The following is a 20003-nucleotide window of genomic DNA, read 5'->3' as shown; positions in this document are numbered from 1 at the left end:
CCAGTGATTACTCATCAGGGAACCATTCTTGTAATAGATCACGTGAACGTTCTAACTCTTCTTGCCAAGTATCCACACCAACAACTGTTGGTTTTAACAGGATAACTAATTCAGTTTTCTGTGTCAGTTGACTGATATTTCTAAATAAATACCCTAACGCTGGAATATCGCCAAGCAGTGGGACTTTTGAAACTTGATCCACTGTCTGTGATTTCATTAATCCACCAATAACAACTACATCACCACTTTTAGCACGAATTACAGAATCAGACTCTCGAATAGAACTTTTTGCCAATGGCAATTTCAACACACCACCCGACTCACCTAAATCAATCTCTTTAATCTCATTTTCAACATCTATGACAGATGGATGCACATGTAACATCACATTACCTTGGTCATCAATTTGTGGCGTTACATCTAATGATATACCAGAAAAGAATGGCGTTAATGTCACTTCAGGTGAGGCGTTCGAATTATCACCACTTCCTACAACACTTGAAACCTCTGTAACATAATATTCATCACGTCCAACTTTAATTACCGCTTTTTGGTTATTTGCAGCCGTCACTCTTGGACTAGAAAGTACATTAAGATCACCCTGCGTATCCATGAAACTTAGTACCGCATTGAAATTACCATCTGATACCGTGATATTTGTTTGACCACCTAATAAAGTACCGATGGCATCCATTCCTGGTAATGCACTTATCCCATCCGCACCGGGTATCGAACCCGGTGTTTGACCGAAGATAACATCAGTTCCACCTAAAGAAGCGGTTAAATTAGACCAGTTAATTCCTTGTTGATAACCATCACTAAGAGTTACTTCTAATAGTTTTGCTTCAAGAATAACTTGGCGTTGTAATCGTTTATGAGAGATAGTTAGAAATTGCTTTACTTTACGCAACTCATCTGGAGAAGCCGTAATCGTCACTACACTTGCTTGTGGTGAAACAACAACACTTCGACCAGCACCATTACCAATCATAACTGATACTGCTTTCTCTAGCTCTTTCCAGAAGTCACTTTCACTAATAGTTTCTATTTCTGTACCACCAGTGGCTGAAGAGCTACTACTGCTGCTAGATGAAGAGTTACTTGAATCGTCACTACTACTTGATGAACCACTTTCAGAGTTACTAATCGAACCTGTGGTGATAGTAGTTAAAGATCGACCTTTGCGGCTCAACTGTAAATAATCAACCGGAATGGTTTCTGTACGAATTGTTGCTGGGAAAACCTGTAATACCGAACCAACTTTAATAATTTCGTAACCATATAAATCTTCAACTGAAGACAACACTTCGTCTAACGTTACGTCATTAACATTCATTGTAATGCGCCCTGCAACCTTAGGATGCAAAACTACGCTATATTCAGTTCCTTTTACAAGACTAGTAAAAAAGGCTTTTGCATTTACATTATTTGCTTTTATTCTAAAACGCTTAAGCGGCTCTTCAATTTCAACCGTTGGTGCATTTAGATCTGGCATTAAATCGGCTTGTACCGAGGCTGGAAGTTCAGCTAATAATTGTGCGCCATTCTCATTAATTGATTGGTTTAAAGCTTCTTTTATTTCAACAGGATCACGGTGCCCCATTGAGCATCCTGCTAACGATACAGCCATAAATCCAATGATGACATTACGTACTTTCATTAATGTAAACCTTAATTCTTAATATCTTGTAAAAATAGGGAAAGGTGCCACTGTTTTCCTGAACGACCAATCAAAACACTTTCTTCGTTTATTGATAACAAAACATAGCCAGAAATCTTGTCACCTTTTATCATCGCTTGATTATCTAAAACGGCATTACACTCAGTACTATCATTACAAGTAATTGCTTGTAATGATGGAAAATATTGACGCTTCTTGACTACTTTAGCTTTTACTGGTGAACTAGGTTGTAGCCAACTTAATGGTTTGGTTGGATCTTGCCCTATTTCTGAAGCCTCAACAGTACTAGATAATAATGCTAAAACTAAAAACATACGTTTCATACTAACCGCCAATAAACCCTTTACTTGAACCTAGTGTATACACCTCTATCGCCACTTCAGCTTTAGGGTATTTTTTCACTTCATAATGGAAATTTCGCCAATAGTATTTAACTGGTAACGCTTCTAAATTAGATAAGTACTCTTCTATATCAAAATAGTTACCAGACAATACTAATCGTACTGGATGGATATAATAGCCAGCCTTATTATTTTCATCCAATAAGCGCTCAGAAGGCAATGTATTCAATGAAATTAATGTTAATTTCGAGGATTGCTGCAACACACTCTCCAATAACTGTGCCATTTGACTCGGCGAAACTAAAGAAGCAACTCGCTCAGAGAGCAAACTAGCGAGATCTTGGCTTTCTAGAGTGAGCTCTTGGTATTGCTTATTAACTTCTATATTAGGATCTTTTTGTAATCTGAACTGCGCTAGTTCAATCTGTTGTTTTAATGAAGCAATAGATCTAGTTACATGAGTAACTTCTCTTTCCGCTGTTTGATACTGAGCAATTTTTGGTTCAATGACGACTGTTAATGAAATAAAAATAACCGCAACCCAACCGACTAGAGTGATTAATATTTTTTCTCTCTGAGAAAGCGCAGCAAACATATCTTTGGCTTTATTCCAATGTTCCATTATTCTTCCCCTGACGCCTTAGTATTTAGAACAAATGAAACAATTCCTTTCTCATCCGTTTTTATCTCAAGTTGAGCAAAGGTACGGCCAATTAAGTGCACTTCATTTTCAAAACTATTTATCCAGTTAGGTATCACATCAGGAGTTCGAGCGTAGCCTATAAAATTGACGTTTTCACCTGACATATAAATTTTAGACAAAGAGATATTACCCTGACCTAATTGCGTTAAACTACTCATTACGCCCGAGTAACCAATTTGCATTCCTTCATCAAAGTTATCAATCACTTTCAATGAGGTTTTCTTCGACTCTATATCTTCTTTCAATCGTTGAATAGCAGCCATCTTAGCCGCAGAGGGCTTATGACTTTCTAGTTGTTGACTTAAACTGGCTAGCGTTTGTTTTTGGCTACTCTCTGTTATAGAAAGTGTTTGTATTTCAGTACTTAAATTATAGTATTGCCAATGGTAATATCCAACTATCGCAGCAGTAATAGTCAGACCTACCACCCAACTAACTACTACATTTTGCAAAGTAAAATAATCAGTTTTAGGTTTTAATCTATCATTATAAAGATTTATGCTAGGCTGATTGAATAATCCAAGCCAACTTAAAATCTCACCAGAACGAAAAACTCTTGGTTCATCCACTAATAATGTGCTGACCTGTACTCCAAGACGATTTTGTAATTCTGATGCTAGTAACACATCATCTTCATCATCACAGCGAAAATATAAGTGATTGATGTTTACACCATGCAACTGCGCACTTAAATAATCGAGAGATCTCTGTATTTCTAGCGCTAAACTATCAAGTTGAAAACCGTCAGAGAGTCCACCAGTTAATGGAGCAACAATGCCCCGTAAAGAGCGGTTTAAATGTAGGCTCCCTTCGCTAAAAGCCAGTAACTTAAATTCAGCCAACTTGCTATGGTTCAATAGCATAAAGCTACTTTCGTCCGGTTTAGAATAACTCCAAACCAATTCATCAGGTGTTACATTAACAACTTGGATTGAACATTCTTTTAATAATTCAACCACTGTTTGTATTGTAGATATTTGAGAGAGATATACCTGTAGTTTACCGTTAACCGCTTCAACACCATCAGCAACAATATCTGTAACTCGATCAGAAATTAAATCTTTAACTAAGAACGGTAATGCTCCTAGTAGCTCTTCTTTCGGTAAGTTAGGGTTCTCTATTTGAAAGGATTGATAAAGATGAGAACCAAGTATCACGTTAGTATGACAATCTGAAATACCATTTTTTTGACAAGCTAAAATTAGAGCCTCTTTCCAAGAGTTTTGTTGCTCAATTGGAGTAAAGTGACTTTCTTTTAGCTCATCATGACCATCACTTTTTGTAATATAAATGCCACCTTGCAATATCACAATTGATGTCGTTGTTTTTACTGAACGGGCTAATGTCAGTTTTTTAAATGCATCCATCATATTCATTTATTGCTCGATTCTCTTAACTTATATTCAATGTTCTAATTAGGTCGCATACATGATGAATAATCATACCGCATCCAACTACAGTTCGGTATGAAAATATCATGCTGTAAGAATACTTAGCTTCCCCAACGATTTTTTCTTTTCGGAATTGATATCTTTTCTTTATGACGAAATAGCGATGATTCTGCTTCAAAAAATCGCCCTTGAACACCTTTTACACCTAACTCTGTTAGTAACTTAAGCTCTTTTTTATTCTCAACACCAACAGCTAAAACTTGTACTTCAATAGTTTCACATGCTCCAAGCAAGCTACGTATGAATAATTGATTTTCATAGCGTTGATGAATGTCTTTAATTAAGCTTCGATGAAGTTTAATGTAATCAACATTTAGGTCTTTGATGTAATGTGTACTAACTATTGTTCTTCCAGCTTGCTCTACCACTAGCTTACAACCAAAACTTTTTAATAATTTTGCTATTGGCCTTACCGCATCTAAATACGTTACAACTTGCCCTTCAATTAATTCAAAACTTAAACGTTTGAGTTGCGCTCTAGGGGTTTGTAATAATCGGTTTTTTAACTGTCGTATGAATGCTGTACTTTGTAAGCTTTTCACTTGCAAGTGCACAGAAAACATATGCTCTGAAAAGTCAGGATCTGCCAGTAAAGGAAAGACTTGCTTTAAAACTGCACTATCCAGTTTTATTTGATAACCCACTTGCTTAATGGCAGGTAAAAAACGAGAAGCTTTGATTTGTATGCCATTCTCATCTTTAATCCGAGAAAATAACTCCAAGTGTAGCGGAACTAACTCACTATTCTCAAATATAAATGTCGGTTGCTTGTAAAGTAATAACTGTTCTTGTTCAAAAATAGCATCAAACAAGCTCCTCCAACGCACGCTTCCTAAACTCTCAGTTAATTGTTGCTGTTTTTTAAATAAGGACCAACTATTATTATTTTGTAATAAAGCACTGCGATGAGCCATGTCTAACTCATCCATTAAACGACCTCGCCTCTCTCCGCTCACATACATACTGACACCAATATGGCACCAATTATCAGCATCTAAACTCTTTGGTGGAGGGATTTTTTCTATTACTTTCAAACATTGAGATGCAAGTAGCTTCGCTTCTTTTAATGATTGCTGAGGAATTAACAACGCAAAATCTGATTGATAATAGCGAGAAAGAACACTATCACTATAACGCTGCATTATATTATTTAACTGCTTTCCAATCTCAACAATTAGTTCATCACCAGTCGCTTTACCTTGCTCTTCTATAAGCTCTTCCCAACCATTAATTCTTAATAATAAAAGAACACCCTGATGTTGTGATTCTTGTAACATTGACTCTAATTTACTATCAAATAATACACGATTCGCAGAACCTGTCAGCTGGTCTAAAAATGTATGAGTCCGAATAAATGTATCAAAGCGACTACGTTCTTTACGTGCATCCTTCAATTCTGTAATAACATTATCTAAAGCTAAGCTTGCCGTTGCTGGCCATTCATCTTCACTTCCTATTGCATAAGCATCAAGTTTTCCTGCAAGTAGCATTCGCCCTCGTTCTTCTAGCAACTCTGACCCATGTAGCTGTTTTCTTAGCCATACAACCCCCCACAAAAGAAACACTATAATCACTGCAATGGCTGCTGTAATTGAAAATAACGCACCTAAAGAATAAGTGAACGCACTATAGGGAGGGATAGATTTAAAGGTAATGGCATAACCTTTATTCATTTGGAGTGGGAATGTTTTTTTATACAATAAGCTATCATCTGGCATAATAGCTAAGGTTTGAAAAGAATACACACTCCCTGTAGCTGAAGATAATTCCATACTAACTACACTACTGGCTTTTAACAGTTTTGGTAGCCATTTAGCCATTGACTCAGCCTCTTCAGGCGCAAGCAATTCTTCATCAACAACACTAACAACGCCAAGTAAATAGTGCTCAAGATATTCATTACCAATTTGTTTAAATGATATGGTTCCACCAAGCATTAAAATAAAAATAGCAGCAGAAACCATAAGTGTTACAAATGAAATAAGACGATTACTTAAGCGTAAGCTCGGGGTTTTTCTCATTAAACTCTTCTTCCTTGAAGAAAACCGATCGTAAATGATCGCATAATTTTCTATATAAATTTTAGAGCCACATCTAACTATGCAGTAAACATAACAAAATCTTTATTCATACTTCAATCTAGTGAATATACACTGAGATTTATAGAACTATAAATCATAAAAAAGCCTCGATAATTCGAGGCCTTTACTGTCATTATCTCGACATCAATATTTAGAACGGAATATCGTCATCGAAGTCCATTGGTGGCTCATTATACTGAGGTTGAGCCGCCTGCGGTGCCTGTTGTTGTGGTGCTTGCTGCTGTTGTGGAGCAAAATTATTTTGCTGAGCAGGTTGTTGAGCTGGCTGCTGAGGTTGTCCCCAATTACCTTGCTGCTGCTGTTGACCACTAGCAGGTGCGCCTTGACCGCGGCCGCCAAGCATTTGCATTACGCCATTAAAGCCTTGAACAACCACTTCCGTTGTAAAACGATCTTGACCATTCTGATCTTGCCACTTACGTGTTTGAAGTTGACCTTCAATATACACTTGCGAGCCTTTACGTAAATATTCACCAGCAACTTCCGCCAACTTGCCAAACAGAGACACACGGTGCCATTCTGTTTTTTCACGTTGTTCACCCGTTGCTTTATCACGCCATGATTCTGACGTTGCGATTGTAATATTTGCTACCGCACCGCCACTTGGCATGTAACGGATTTCAGGATCTTGCCCTAAGTTACCAACAAGGATAACTTTATTTACACCACGGCTGGCCATAGTTTGCTCCAGATAGATTAGGGGTATGCATAGTGCTACCCGGTTATATATACAGTAGTCTTCAGTCTAACACGTTCATGGTTATTTCTGATAGCCCTAAAGCTAGAATCGATTCATGAGTAATTTAAAATAATACATAAGAATATTTATTTAAACTTACAATAGAACTCCATTTCACTTAAAGGGTGATTTCGACCGAATAAATTCTGATAATAAATAATAACTACCAAATTATCAGTAAAACATTTAACTCTAATTACCTGCGAAAGCATGAGCTATTGATGTAGATAACCCATGCTATATTAATGATAATGATTAAATAAATCGCATTAATAAGATGCCTAACACCTCTTTAAAACGAAACAACTTCATTTCACTATATTTAATCGTTACACTTTATCTTATAACGATGACGCTCATGTAAGAGCATTTTTATTAATTTTAAAGTTATTGTCTATTTAGGACTCAGTTATGATCAAAAAATGTCTTTTTCCTGCCGCAGGCTACGGCACTCGCTTTTTACCAGCAACTAAATCAATGCCAAAAGAGATGATGCCAGTAGTAAACAAACCTCTGATTGAATATGGCGTAGAAGAAGCTATCAATGCGGGTATGGACGGGATCTGTGTTGTAACAGGCCGTGGCAAGCATTCATTAATGGACCACTTTGATAAAAACTACGAACTAGAACATCAAATCAGTGGTACCAATAAAGAAGAACTGCTTGATGATGTTCGTGAACTCATTGATGCAGCTCACTTTACTTATATCCGCCAGCGCGAAATGAAAGGTTTAGGTCATGCTATTCTTACTGGTCGTGAACTAGTGGGCGATGAACCTTTTGCTGTCGTACTTGCTGATGATTTATGCGTGAACGAAGAGCAAGGAGTTCTTTCTCAAATGGTTGCATTGTATAAGCAATTCCGTTGCTCTATCGTTGCAGTAGAAGAAGTACCAGATAACGAAACTCACAAATACGGCGTTATTGCGGGTGAGATGATCAAAGACGATCTTTACCGTGTAGATAGCATGGTAGAAAAACCAGAACCAGGTACAGCACCAAGTAACCTTGCCATTATTGGTCGCTACATCTTAACTCCTGATATTTTTGAGATCCTAGAAACAACAGAACCGGGTAAAGGCGGTGAAATCCAAATTACGGATGCACTATTAAAACAAGCTCAATCTGGTTGTGTTCTTGCGTATAAGTTTAAAGGTAAGCGTTTTGACTGCGGTAGCGTTGAAGGTTACATCGAAGCAACTAACTACTGCTACGAAAATGTTTATTTAAAAGATAAAAAATCTGCTGAACTTGCAAAGCAAAAAACAGGTAAAAAATAACCCCTTGATTTGCTAATCATACTAATGTCTTGTGATTTATTACAAGGCATTTTCATATCTCTTATAGAATCTCTCTTCTAATAACATTACTGTTTTTTTATCCAGTACCTCTTTGCTGTTTTAATACTCTGTGCAATACTTATTCTCTAGTTATTGTTTAAGCAGAGAGACGTTCCATGGATAAAATTGAAGTTCGAGGGGCAAGAACCCATAACCTAAAAGATATTAGCTTAACTATCCCACGAGATAAGCTAACGGTTATTACGGGATTATCAGGCTCAGGTAAATCCTCTTTGGCCTTTGATACCTTGTATGCAGAAGGTCAACGACGCTATGTTGAATCTTTGTCTGCATACGCTCGTCAATTTTTATCATTAATGGAAAAACCAGATGTTGACCACATTGAAGGGCTTTCTCCTGCGATTTCTATCGAACAAAAATCCACATCTCATAACCCAAGATCGACAGTCGGTACAATTACTGAAATCTACGATTACTTACGTCTTCTATACGCACGTATTGGCGAACCTCGTTGTCCTGAACATCATGTCGAATTAACAGCACAAACTATCAGCCAAATGGTAGATAAAGCGCTAGAGTTGCCTGAAGGCACAAAGCTGATGTTGTTAGCACCTATTGTGAAAGAGCGTAAAGGTGAGCATGTTAAGACGTTAGAAAATTTAGCCGCACAAGGATTTATTCGTGCTCGTATTGATGGTGAAGTGTGTGATCTCTCCGATCCTCCGACATTAGAACTTCATAAAAAACACACCATTGAAGTGGTTGTTGATCGTTTTAAAGTTCGAGACGATTTAAAACAACGCCTTGCTGAATCTTTTGAAACCGCGCTAGAGCTCACTGGTGGTATTGCTGTTGTTGATTACATGGATGATACCAAGCATGAGCCTCTGATCTTTTCTGCCAACTTTGCCTGTCCACATTGTGGCTACAGTATGTCTGAACTTGAGCCTCGTCTGTTTTCATTCAATAACCCTGCTGGCGCTTGTGGTACTTGTGATGGCTTAGGGGTTCAACAGTATTTTGATGCTGATCGTATTGTTTTAGATAATAAGCTCAGTATTGCTGAAGGGGCGATTAAAGGTTGGGATCAAAAAAACTATTATTACTTTCAAATGTTAGGCTCATTAGCCAAACACTATGGGTTTGATCTTTTTGCGCCATTTAAATCACTATCAAAGAAATTTCAAAATATCATTCTTAATGGTTCAGGAACAGAAGAAATTGAGTTCCAATACAGCAATGATCGCGGCGATCTACGCGTTAAGCGCCATCCTTTTGAAGGAATATTAAACACGCTTGATCGACGCTACAAAGAAACAGAATCAAGTTCAGTTCGTGATGACCTATCAAAGTATATTTCAACTCAGTCATGTTCAAGCTGTCACGGAACTCGCTTACGTTTAGAAGCTCGTAGTGTATTTGTTGGTGACACAACATTACCTGAAATCTGTGAAATGAGCATTCAAGATTCAATGGCCTTTTTTAGTTCACTGGAGCTGAAAGGACAGAAAGCTCAAATTGCAGATAAGGTCATGAAAGAGATTAATGAGCGCCTGAATTTCCTTATCAATGTTGGTCTAAATTACCTTAATCTATCACGTAGTGCTGATACTCTTTCTGGTGGTGAAGCTCAACGTATTCGTCTTGCAAGTCAAATAGGTGCAGGATTAGTCGGTGTTATGTACGTTCTTGACGAGCCTTCTATCGGCCTTCACCAACGAGATAATGAACGCCTATTGAGAAACCCTTAACCATCTTCGAGATCTGGGCAATACAGTTATTGTTGTGGAGCACGATGAAGACGCAATAAGAAGTGCGGATCATATTATTGATATCGGTCCTGGGGCCGGAATTCATGGTGGTCATATTGTCGCAGAAGGCAGTTACCAAGATATTATTTCAAATCCAGAATCGCTAACAGGTCAATACCTAAGTGGCGCTAAAGAAATTTCCATTCCACATGAGCGAATTAAAGCAGACCCTAAAAAACAAGTTGAACTGATTGGCGCAACTGGCAATAACTTAAAAAATGTCACACTCAAATTACCGGTTGGTCTGTTTACGTGCGTTACTGGCGTTTCAGGCTCTGGCAAATCAACACTAATCAACGATACTTTCTTTAAGATTGCTCATACTCAGTTAAATGGAGCCACAACATCAGAACCAGCACCCTATAAAAAGATCAAAGGTATTGAACACTTTGATAAGGTTATCGATATTGATCAAAGTCCAATTGGGCGAACTCCTCGATCAAACCCTGCGACTTATACTGGGATCTTTACCCCTATTCGTGAGTTATTTTCTGGTACGCCAGAATCTCGTTCTCGTGGGTATAAGCCGGGCCGCTTCAGTTTTAATGTCCGCGGTGGCCGCTGTGAAGCTTGTCAGGGAGATGGAGTAATTAAAGTTGAGATGCATTTCTTGCCTGATGTTTATGTTCCTTGTGATGTGTGTACCGGTAAGCGCTATAACCGTGAAACTCTAGAAGTAAAATACAAAGGTAAGAGCATTGATGAAGTCCTTCAAATGACCATTGAAGATGCCAATTCTTTCTTCCAACCAGTCCCTGTTATTGCTAGAAAGCTGCAAACACTAATGGATGTAGGGCTATCTTATATTCGTTTAGGTCAAGCAGCGACCACCTTATCTGGTGGTGAAGCTCAACGAGTTAAATTAGCTCGCGAACTATCAAAACGAGATACAGGGAAAACACTATATATCCTAGATGAACCCACCACAGGTCTGCATTTTCACGATATTCAGCAATTATTGAATGTACTGCATCGCTTACGTGAGCGAGGTAATACCATTGTCGTGATCGAACATAACCTTGATGTTGTAAAAACAGCGGATTGGATTATTGATCTTGGTCCAGAAGGTGGACAAGGTGGAGGAGAGATTGTAGCTGAAGGAACACCTGAGAACGTGGCTCTTGTTGAAGGCTCTCATACTGCACGCTTCTTAAAACCAATGTTGAATAAGCAATAAATTCCGCACTTTATAAGGTGAATACGATAGAATAAAGCCAGCATTTTGTTGGCTTTACTTTTTATATTCATGCTCGCAATAGGAATTGATTAATACATGGCAACGCTACTTACCCAAGGAACGCAACTAGAAGCAAGAAAGGTTAGAAAACCATTAACTAAATCTTTTTTATTTAGCCTTAGTACTCTTTTCTTTGTCTGTGCTCACTTCTTTCAACCAAACCCTGGCGGTTCAGGCTTACACCTTGCATTTAATGCCATCTCTTGGATCCCTGCTAGTATTGCTATTGCTATTGGTGTATTTCATATAGCCAAACAAGGACTCCTTAAATATTCAACTTTAACACTTGTTTTATCATTGTCTGTAATACTACTCTCTATCCCCTTATTTTATCATGATGCCTCACCAGAATTAGCACTCGGTAAGTTCTTAGGCTTATGGGCTGGGCTAATTTTTTTCATTACATTGCAACAATTCGCTTTTTCAAATAAACAAAAGCAATGGCTTTTATGGTGTATTATTGGCTCTGTTTTAATTGAGACTAGTATAGGTTACATCCAATATATCTTTCTAAAAGAAGGTAATGGCTTTGGCTATAACGTTATCGTTAATCGACCTTATGGTATTTTTCAACAACCTAATGTTATGGCAAGTTTCTTAGCTACAGGGCTTGCTATTGCCTCTTATTTCCTAGCTAGACAACCGACTAAATACCGTGAAAACATCATTGCACTAACCCTGCTTTATGCAACTATCATATTTACAGTACCGCTGATTATCGTCTTGGCATCTCGTACAGGATGGCTTGCTACCATTTTTAGTATTACTTTATTAACACCCTATATGTGGAAATACTGTACTAAACAACGATTTTTTTCTTGGATATTAGCAATAGTTATAGGTTTTAGTGGTCATTATGCTCTCCTCGAAATATCAAAAGAAAAAGAGACGAATAACGCATCAACTATCATTCAAAAAACCAGTTTAGCGAATGCGAGACAATACATTTTCCCTCAAGCTCTCGATATGTTCTTAGAGAAACCAATCACAGGGTATGGTTACGGGAATTTTGAAGCAGAATACACCTTGTATACAGCTAAACAACATCAACTCTCAACGACCTATAGACCTGGGCTTCCTTCGATGGAACACCCTCACAACGAAGTTCTATATTGGGGAGTAGAAGGAGGTGTTGTCGCTATTTTAGGTTTGCTTATTGCTGCTGGTGGCGTACTGCTAAAGATAAGAAAAAGTAAACTAGATACACAGTTTGCTTTACTTGCCTTAATTGCTCCTATTTTTATTCATAGCCAATTAGAGTACCCGTTCTATCACTCAATGGTTCATTGGTTCACTTTTATTATTCTTCTCTTTTGGATAGATCAACTTAGCTGTAAGTACAAAAAGCGCCATATCGGCGATATCATAAAAGTAGCTTTACGTATAAGTTCGTTAGTTCTCCCAATTGTTACTGCTTTCTATATGCTTTCAACGCTGCATACCAATTGGGTATTAACGAAATTTGAAACCACCCGCCCAATGAACCCTGATATTTTAAATCAAGTGACTAACCCTGTTGCTTGGGAAGATAGATTTAATTGGGATGTGCTTTCAGCTCAGCTAACTATAGGGATTATGAATAAAAAATCAGAATTAATTACACCCTATATAACATGGTCAAAAGAGCTTATAAAAACAAAGCCTAGACCTGCATTTTATCAAAACCTAATCATTGCTTATCAAGCTCTTGGGCAAGTTCAAAATGCAGAAGATATAAGAAGAGAGGCGATTTTCTTATTTCCAAATAATAAATTTGAATCGGTAGAATTAGATGAAAAACTTCGCCAGAACTCCTCTGTATTAAAAGAGAAAAATAAATAAACGATTCATAAAAACCGCTGATTATTCAGCGGTTTTTTGGTTAATTCTTAAAGAACATCAGATAAAGCCTTAAGACAAAGAGCCACATTTTCTTTCTTAGCCGCATACCCCATTAAACCAATACGCCATGCTTTCCCTGCTAAATCTCCCAGTCCAGCACCAATTTCTAAATTATATTCATTCAGTAGGCGTGACCTAATCGCAGCATCATCAACACCTTCCGGAATATAAACTGCATTCAATTGTGGCAACCGATAAGCTTCATCAACAATAAATTGAATACCTAGAGCTTCTAAACCTTGTTTTAGCTCTTGATGATAATATGCATGTCTACTCCACGCTTCTTCTATTCCTTCATTTTTTAGCATTAATAATGCTTCATGTAAGGCGTATAAACTATTGACTGGGGCCGTATGGTGATAGCTTCTTTTTCCCTCACCACTCCAATAACCTAACACCAAACTTTGATCTAAAAACCAACTCTGTACGGGCGTCTTTCTCGATGTCATCTTCTCAACGGCTTTATTCGAGAACGTCACAGGAGACAAACCTGGTGTACAAGATAAACATTTTTGGGAACCAGAATACACCGCATCCAATTGCCATTCATCCACCAATAATGGAACGCCACCTAATGACGTCACCGCATCCACAATGGTTAGGCATCCATGCTTACGTGCAAGTTCAGAAATAGCTCTAGCGTCACTCAATACTCCTGTAGACGTTTCTGCATGCACAAAAGCGACAATAGTAATATCAGGATGTTGTTCTAACGCTTGTTTCACTTTATCTAACGAAACTGGTTCTCCCCACTTATCATCAATAACAATTGCAGTACCGCCGCAACGCTCAACATTTTGTCGCATTCGTTCGCCAAAAACACCATTACGACAAACTAAAACCTTCTCGCCAGCTTCAACTAAGTTAACAAAACAAGTTTCCATTCCTGCACTTCCAGGGGCTGATACTGCAATCGTGAACTCGTTTTCTGTTTGAAATGCGTATTTAAGTAACTCTTTAACCTCATCCATCATTTTTATGAATAATGGGTCAAGATGGCCAATTGTAGGTCGGCTTAAGGCTTGTAATACTTGTGGTGAAATATCTGATGGACCAGGTCCCATAAGGGTTCTTCTTGGTGGGATAAAACTTTGCATTATTCACTCCTTGAAATATAGGGTGTACAAAGAATAGACACAAAAATAATTAAACTCAATTAGACTAAGTCATTAGAGTGACTAAACTAGAAAAAACACCATCAAAACACCTACTTTTACTTTAAAGAGAAGAAATACAAATAAAGTTGTTACCACTTGTTGACATTTAAGCCATAAAAAAGCACATTATTAATACGTATTTTGTTCCTTTGAAATACATAAAGAAGAGGAGCATTACCTAGGTAACTTAATTTGTGGAGTCCAAACTCCTAGTCAACTAAGTGAGGGAGAGTAATGCCGAGACGAACTTTATTGGGAAAACTTCGTCGGTCGTTTAGGCTGAATCCTAACGATTGTCACTTATTTTTTAAGTGAAGGGCTTCTAGCAACTATTTATTTCTTGCTATCACCCCTTCACCTTTATTTTACACATTGGATGTAGTCGGGAGACAGGAAAGTGAACCCTATTAATGTTGCTAAATTTGGTGGCACTAGCGTTGCCAATTTCGAAGCAATGAGCTGCAGCGCTCATGTTGTCGAGCAGAATCAAAAAACTCACCTTGTGGTTATTAGTGCTTGCTCTGGCGTTACTAATTTATTGGTAGAGCTCGCTAACGGTGTACAAGATAACCAAAGAAAAAAAGATATTTTTGAAGAGTTAAAGTCCATTCACTTTTCTGTATTAGATCAACTCTCTGATCCTATTTATCCAGAGAAAGCTATTCTTGAAATCCTTGAAGACATAAAAAAAGCGGCCGATGCAGCTTCATTTCAATCAAGTGATAAACTCACTGATCATCTTGTTTCTTGCGGTGAGCTCATGTCAACTCACCTATTTACTCAACTATTAATTGAACGCGGTAACTCTGCCGTTCGCTTTGATATCAGAACAGTTCTTCGCACCGATGCACAATTTGGTAAAGGTGAGCCACAACTTGAAGAAATATCTCAGCTAGCTCAAGCTAAACTCGCACCTCTTTGCCAGAAACATATTGTCGTAACACAAGGTTTCATTGGGTCTGATAATGAAGGAAATACAACGACATTAGGTCGAGGTGGCAGTGATTATAGTGCGGCATTAATAGCTGAATCTGTAAATGCTTGTGGATTAGAAATTTGGACTGATGTTCCTGGTATTTATACTACCGACCCTCGCATTGCACCTGCTGCATCTCCAATCCCAGAAATTAGCTTTAGTGAAGCTTCAGAGATGGCAAACTATGGTGCTAAAATTTTACACCCATCAACACTATTACCCGCTCTACGTCATCAAATCCCTGTGTTTGTTGGTTCATCAAAAGAACCAGAAAAAGGCGGTACGTGGATAAAGCAAAAAGTAGACAGCTCTCCATTATTTAGAGCGCTAACCTTACGTTGCAATCAAACCATGGTGACATTACATAGTCCAAACATGTTCCATGCTTATGGTTTTCTAGCTGAAGTATTTAAAATATTAGCTAAATATCAGATTTCAGTCGATTTAATTACCACCTCTGAAGTAAGTGTCGCTCTTACTCTTGACCAAACTAATACCAACGGTAAAGCGCCAGAATTACCTTTTGAAGCCCAACAAGAATTAGAAAAATTATGCACGGTTGAAATAGAAAACGATCTATGTCTAATTGCACTTATTGGTAATCAAATGAGTGACTCTAAAGGATATGCTAAGCAAGTGTTTGGAGCTTTAGAAGATTTCAATCTACGCATGATTTGTTATGGAGCAAGTCAGCATAATTTATGTTTCTTGTTACATGAATCAGAATCTAAACGTGCGGTTCAAGTTCTACATAAAGAACTATTTGAAAAGTAGAAAATCATGTTCTAAACCTATTAAACTAAAAAATCCCATTAATTGATTATTAATGGGATTTTTAATGTTTATTATGAAAAAGATCTTAGTTTAGATTTGGCCCTAGCCACTTTTCAGTTTCTAACATATCCCAACCTTTTCTCTCTGCATAACTTTCAGCTTGATCTTGCTGTATTTGAGCAATAGCAAAATAACGAGAGTCTGGGTGTGAGAAATACATACCCGACACTGATGCGCCTGGCCACATCGCATAACTTGAGGTTAATGACATACCAATCGATTCTTCAACATTCATCAACTCCCATAAGCTTCCTTTTTCCGTATGCTCAGGGCAGGCAGGATAACCAGGAGCAGGGCGAATACCTTGGTATTTTTCACGGATAAGATCATCATTAGAAAGATCTTCATCTGGTGAATATCCCCAGATATCTTTACGAACTTCTTTGTGTAAATACTCAGCAAATGCTTCGGCTAAGCGATCTGCTACGGCTTGGATCATAATGGCGTTATAGTCATCACCTTTGGCTTTATACTCATCCGCTAGATCTCGCTCACCAATACCTCCAGTCACAGCAAAGCCACCTATCCAATCGGCTTTTCCGCTCTTTTTCGGCGCGATATAATCAGATAGACAATAGTTAAACCCTTTTGGCTTTTCTGTTTGTTGGCGTAAATTATGTAGAACTTTCAATACCACAGTACGTGATTCATCGGTATACACTTCAATATCATCATCAACACTGTTAGCAGGAAAAATAGCACACATTCCTCGCGCTTTTAGTAAGCCTTCTTTTTCTACACGATCCAACAGATCGTTCGCATCTTTATATAAACGCTTCGCCTCTTCACCCACTTCTTCATGATCTAAAATTGCAGGATATTTTCCCATTAAAGACCATGTCATAAAGAAAGGGGTCCAATCAATATATTGGCGTAACGTAGCAACATCCATATCATCAATAATATGCACACCCGGCTTTACAGGTACAGGAGGCGTGTAGTTTACCCAATCAATATCGACTTGGTTTTCTCGTGCTCTTGCTAGTGAAACGGGTTTTGTTCGTGGTGTTTTACGGCTATGTTGATCACGCACACGCTCGTAATCTAAATCCAACTTCTCAATAAATGCTGGTTTCAATTCATTAGAAAGCAATGACGTACAAACACCAACAGCACGAGAAGCATTATTAACATAAACCACAGGTTGGGAGTAGTTTTGTTCTATCTTAACAGCAGTATGTGCTTTAGAGGTTGTTGCTCCACCAATTAAAAGTGGCAAATCAAACCCTTGACGCTCCATCTCTTTAGCGACATGAACCATCTCATCAAGTGATGGAGTAATAAGACCTGAAAGTCCGATAATATCGACATTCTCTTCTTTTGCTACTTTTAGTATTTTCTCACAAGAAACCATTACACCTAGATCAATAATCTCGTAGTTATTACATTGTAGTACTACGCCTACGATGTTCTTTCCGATATCATGAACATCACCTTTTACTGTAGCTAAAAGAATTTTTCCGTTAGTAGATCCCACATCTTTAGTTGCATTAATGAATGGCTCTAAATGCGCTACCGCTTGCTTCATTACACGAGCAGATTTAACTACTTGAGGAAGAAACATCTTACCTTCACCAAATAAGTCACCAACCACATTCATACCATCCATTAATGGACCTTCTATAACATGAATTGGACGTTCAGAATTTACACGAGCTTCTTCGGTATCTTCAACAATGAAATCAGTAATCCCTTTTACTAATGAATGCTCAAGACGTTTTTCAACCGACCATGAGCGCCACTCAAGTGCTGATTTATCTTCGACTTTTCCGACAGCACGCTCTAGATACTCTGTCGCGATATCTAGTAGTCGTTCTGTTGAATCATTGCGACGGTTAAGAACGACATCTTCTACCGCTTCGCGTAAATCTTCTGGTAAGTTATCGTAAATCTCTAATTGACCAGCGTTCACTATCCCCATATCCATACCATTCTTAAAGCAGTGATATAAGAACACAGCATGAATCGCTTCACGTACGTAATTATTACCTCGGAATGAGAATGATACGTTAGATACGCCACCTGAAATCATGGCATGAGGAAGCGTTCTTTTTATATCGGCAACTGCTTCAATAAAATCAACAGCGTAGTTGTTATGTTCATCGATTCCCGTAGCAACAGCAAAGATATTTGGGTCAAAAATAATGTCTTCTGGCGGGAAACCAATTTCATCTACTAAGATATTATAAGCGTTAGTACATATTTCAATTTTTCGCTCACGAGTATCGGCCTGACCCACTTCATCAAAAGCCATCACAATCACAGCTGCACCATAACGACGGATCAACTTAGCTTGCTGTAAGAATTTTTCTTTACCTTCTTTAAGCGATATCGAGTTAACAATACCCTTACCTTGGATACATTTAAGGCCAGCTTCGATAACTTCCCACTTAGAAGAATCGACCATCACAGGAACTTTAGATATCTCTGGTTCTGAAGCACATAGATTTAAGAATTTAACCATACACGCTTCAGCATCAAGCATGCCTTCATCCATGTTGATATCAATAATTTGAGCGCCATTTTCTACTTGCTCACGAGCGACACTCAAGGCTTCATCGTATAACTCTTCTTTGATTAAACGCTTAAAACGAGCAGAACCGGTAACATTGGTTCTTTCACCTACGTTCACAAAAAGAGAGTCTTTCTCAATAGTTAATGGTTCTAAACCAGATAAACGACAAGCAACAGGAAGTCTCGGTAATTGACGTGGCTTAACCCCTTCTACCACTTGTGCCATTTGACGAATATGCTCTGGAGTCGTACCACAACAACCTCCAATCAAGTTTAGAAAACCACTCTCGGCCCACTCTTTTACGTGTTCTGCCATTTCTTCTGGAGAGAGATCATATTCACCAAAGGCATTAGGCAAGCCTGCATTCGGGTGTGCTGAAACACTGCACTCAGAAATACGAGACAGCTCACTTACATATTCACGTAATTCATCAGGTCCTAATGCACAATTCAAACCAAATGAGATTGGTTTAACATGACGCAAAGCATTGTAGAACGCTTCTGTAGTTTGTCCTGAAAGCGTACGACCTGAAGCATCTGTAATCGTACCTGAAATCATCACCGGTAATGTAATACCCATTTCTTCAAAAACAGATTCAACGGCAAAAGAACACGCTTTTGCATTTAAAGTATCAAAGATGGTTTCAATAAGAATTAAATCAGAACCACCATTGATTAATGCACGAGTTGATTCAGAGTAAGCTTCGACTAATTCATCGAAAGAGACATTTCGGTAACCAGGGTCATTTACGTCAGGAGAAATAGAACACGTTCGATTCGTTGGGCCTAAAACACCTGCAACATAACGCGGTTTATGAGGCGTTTTTAATGTCCATTCATCTGCGACTTCTCTTGCTAATTTTGCAGCTTCGAAGTTCATTTCTTCGCTCAGACTTTCCATATCATAGTCAGCCATTGCGATCGTTGTTGAGTTAAAGGTGTTAGTCTCTAAGATATCTGCACCCGCTTCTAAATAAGCAGAATGAATATCTCTAATAATTTGAGGACGAGAAAGCACTAGAAGATCATTGTTACCTTTTAAGTCACAATGCCAATCACTAAAGCGCTCTCCACGATAATCTTGTTCTTCAAACTTATACTCTTGGATCATGGTTCCCATGCCACCATCGATCAAAAGTATACGTTCCAGAAGGTGCTTTTCTATTTCAGTTTTCTTATTGCTTCCTGCCACGGTACTGCCTCATCCATAATACGTTTCTGTTACAATCCTATCACACATCGAATAGGAATCTAGACGTCCAAAATAGATTTAT

The 20003-nt window shown here is 38.2% G+C and carries 11 protein-coding genes, 1 pseudogene and 1 riboswitch; of the genes and pseudogenes, 4 read left to right on the top strand and 8 right to left on the bottom strand.

The features are described 5' to 3' along the window. Positions 1-7: 7 nt before the first annotated feature. The 6 genes from mshL to ACU5DF_RS20655 all read right to left on the bottom strand — a co-directional run bounded on the left by mshL (position 8) and on the right by ACU5DF_RS20655 (position 6957). Positions 8-1660, bottom strand: coding sequence for a pilus (MSHA type) biogenesis protein MshL (mshL, locus tag ACU5DF_RS20680; protein WP_045102951.1), 1653 nt, complete (start codon positions 1658-1660; stop codon positions 8-10). A gap of 11 nt (positions 1661-1671) precedes the next feature. Continuing rightward, a complete protein-coding gene (locus tag ACU5DF_RS20675; RefSeq protein WP_045102952.1) occupies positions 1672-2004 on the bottom strand; it encodes a hypothetical protein in 333 nt (110 codons plus the stop codon). Between the two features lies 1 nt (position 2005). Continuing rightward, the gene (locus ACU5DF_RS20670; protein ID WP_045102953.1) at positions 2006-2644 is read right to left on the bottom strand and encodes a type IV pilus inner membrane component PilO; all 639 of its coding nucleotides are present in this window, start codon (positions 2642-2644) and stop codon (positions 2006-2008) included. After that, a complete protein-coding gene (locus tag ACU5DF_RS20665) occupies positions 2644-4101 on the bottom strand; it encodes an MSHA biogenesis protein MshI (protein WP_446714017.1) in 1458 nt (485 codons plus the stop codon). Before ACU5DF_RS20665 ends, ACU5DF_RS20670 begins: the two co-directional genes overlap by 1 nt. A 116-nt stretch (positions 4102-4217) precedes the next feature. Next, positions 4218-6197: an RNase E specificity factor CsrD gene (gene csrD, locus ACU5DF_RS20660; RefSeq protein ID WP_045102955.1), complete on the bottom strand. Its 1980-nt coding sequence runs from the start codon at positions 6195-6197 to the stop codon at positions 4218-4220. Between the two features lie 211 nt (positions 6198-6408). Then, entirely contained in the window at positions 6409-6957 is a 549-nt protein-coding gene (locus ACU5DF_RS20655; protein WP_446714016.1) for a single-stranded DNA-binding protein, read from the bottom strand. A gap of 471 nt (positions 6958-7428) precedes the next feature. On the opposite strand from ACU5DF_RS20655, the gene galU reads away from it, so the two are divergent. From galU to ACU5DF_RS20640, 3 genes and pseudogenes are all read left to right on the top strand, one after another. Then, entirely contained in the window at positions 7429-8298 is an 870-nt protein-coding gene (gene galU / locus ACU5DF_RS20650; RefSeq protein WP_045102957.1) for a UTP--glucose-1-phosphate uridylyltransferase GalU, read from the top strand. A gap of 176 nt (positions 8299-8474) precedes the next feature. Continuing rightward, positions 8475-11307 (top strand): annotated as a pseudogene (gene uvrA, locus ACU5DF_RS20645) (excinuclease ABC subunit UvrA). 96 nt (positions 11308-11403) lie between these two features. Beyond that, positions 11404-13188, top strand: a complete 1785-nt coding sequence (locus ACU5DF_RS20640) for a PglL family O-oligosaccharyltransferase (protein WP_446714015.1) — start codon at positions 11404-11406, stop codon at positions 13186-13188. A 47-nt stretch (positions 13189-13235) separates the two neighbouring features. Here the strand turns inward: ACU5DF_RS20640 and ACU5DF_RS20635 are convergent, their stop codons facing one another. Beyond that, complete coding sequence (locus ACU5DF_RS20635; RefSeq protein WP_446714014.1) at positions 13236-14345, bottom strand: pyridoxal-phosphate-dependent aminotransferase family protein; 1110 nt, start codon at positions 14343-14345, stop codon at positions 13236-13238. A 216-nt stretch (positions 14346-14561) separates the two neighbouring features. Continuing rightward, a riboswitch (Lysine riboswitch) is annotated at positions 14562-14735 on the top strand. Positions 14736-14802: 67 nt separating this feature from the next. On the opposite strand from ACU5DF_RS20635, the gene lysC reads away from it, so the two are divergent. Next, entirely contained in the window at positions 14803-16155 is a 1353-nt protein-coding gene (gene lysC, locus ACU5DF_RS20630; protein WP_446714013.1) for a lysine-sensitive aspartokinase 3, read from the top strand. An 85-nt stretch (positions 16156-16240) separates the two neighbouring features. Here the strand turns inward: lysC and metH are convergent, their stop codons facing one another. Further along, the gene (metH, locus tag ACU5DF_RS20625; RefSeq protein ID WP_446714012.1) at positions 16241-19921 is read right to left on the bottom strand and encodes a methionine synthase; all 3681 of its coding nucleotides are present in this window, start codon (positions 19919-19921) and stop codon (positions 16241-16243) included. Positions 19922-20003: the final 82 nt, after the last annotated feature.

It is taken from the genome of Aliivibrio wodanis, assembly GCF_052920805.1.
The sequence above is the reverse complement of the archived record's forward strand: the minus strand, read 5'-3'. Positions and strand labels throughout refer to the sequence as shown.

What these genes read in the sequence shown, in the direction of transcription:
- galU (WP_045102957.1), top strand. Translation starts at nt 7,429, where the DNA reads ATGATCAAAAAATGTCTTTTTCCTGCCGCAGGCTACGGCACTCGCTTT.
- ACU5DF_RS20675 (WP_045102952.1), bottom strand. Translation starts at nt 2,004, where the DNA reads ATGAAACGTATGTTTTTAGTTTTAGCATTATTATCTAGTACTGTTGAG.
- csrD (WP_045102955.1), bottom strand. Translation starts at nt 6,197, where the DNA reads ATGAGAAAAACCCCGAGCTTACGCTTAAGTAATCGTCTTATTTCATTT.
- ACU5DF_RS20640 (WP_446714015.1), top strand. Translation starts at nt 11,404, where the DNA reads ATGGCAACGCTACTTACCCAAGGAACGCAACTAGAAGCAAGAAAGGTT.
- ACU5DF_RS20635 (WP_446714014.1), bottom strand. Translation starts at nt 14,345, where the DNA reads ATGCAAAGTTTTATCCCACCAAGAAGAACCCTTATGGGACCTGGTCCA.
- ACU5DF_RS20670 (WP_045102953.1), bottom strand. Translation starts at nt 2,644, where the DNA reads ATGGAACATTGGAATAAAGCCAAAGATATGTTTGCTGCGCTTTCTCAG.
- mshL (WP_045102951.1), bottom strand. Translation starts at nt 1,660, where the DNA reads ATGAAAGTACGTAATGTCATCATTGGATTTATGGCTGTATCGTTAGCA.
- ACU5DF_RS20655 (WP_446714016.1), bottom strand. Translation starts at nt 6,957, where the DNA reads ATGGCCAGCCGTGGTGTAAATAAAGTTATCCTTGTTGGTAACTTAGGG.
- ACU5DF_RS20665 (WP_446714017.1), bottom strand. Translation starts at nt 4,101, where the DNA reads ATGAATATGATGGATGCATTTAAAAAACTGACATTAGCCCGTTCAGTA.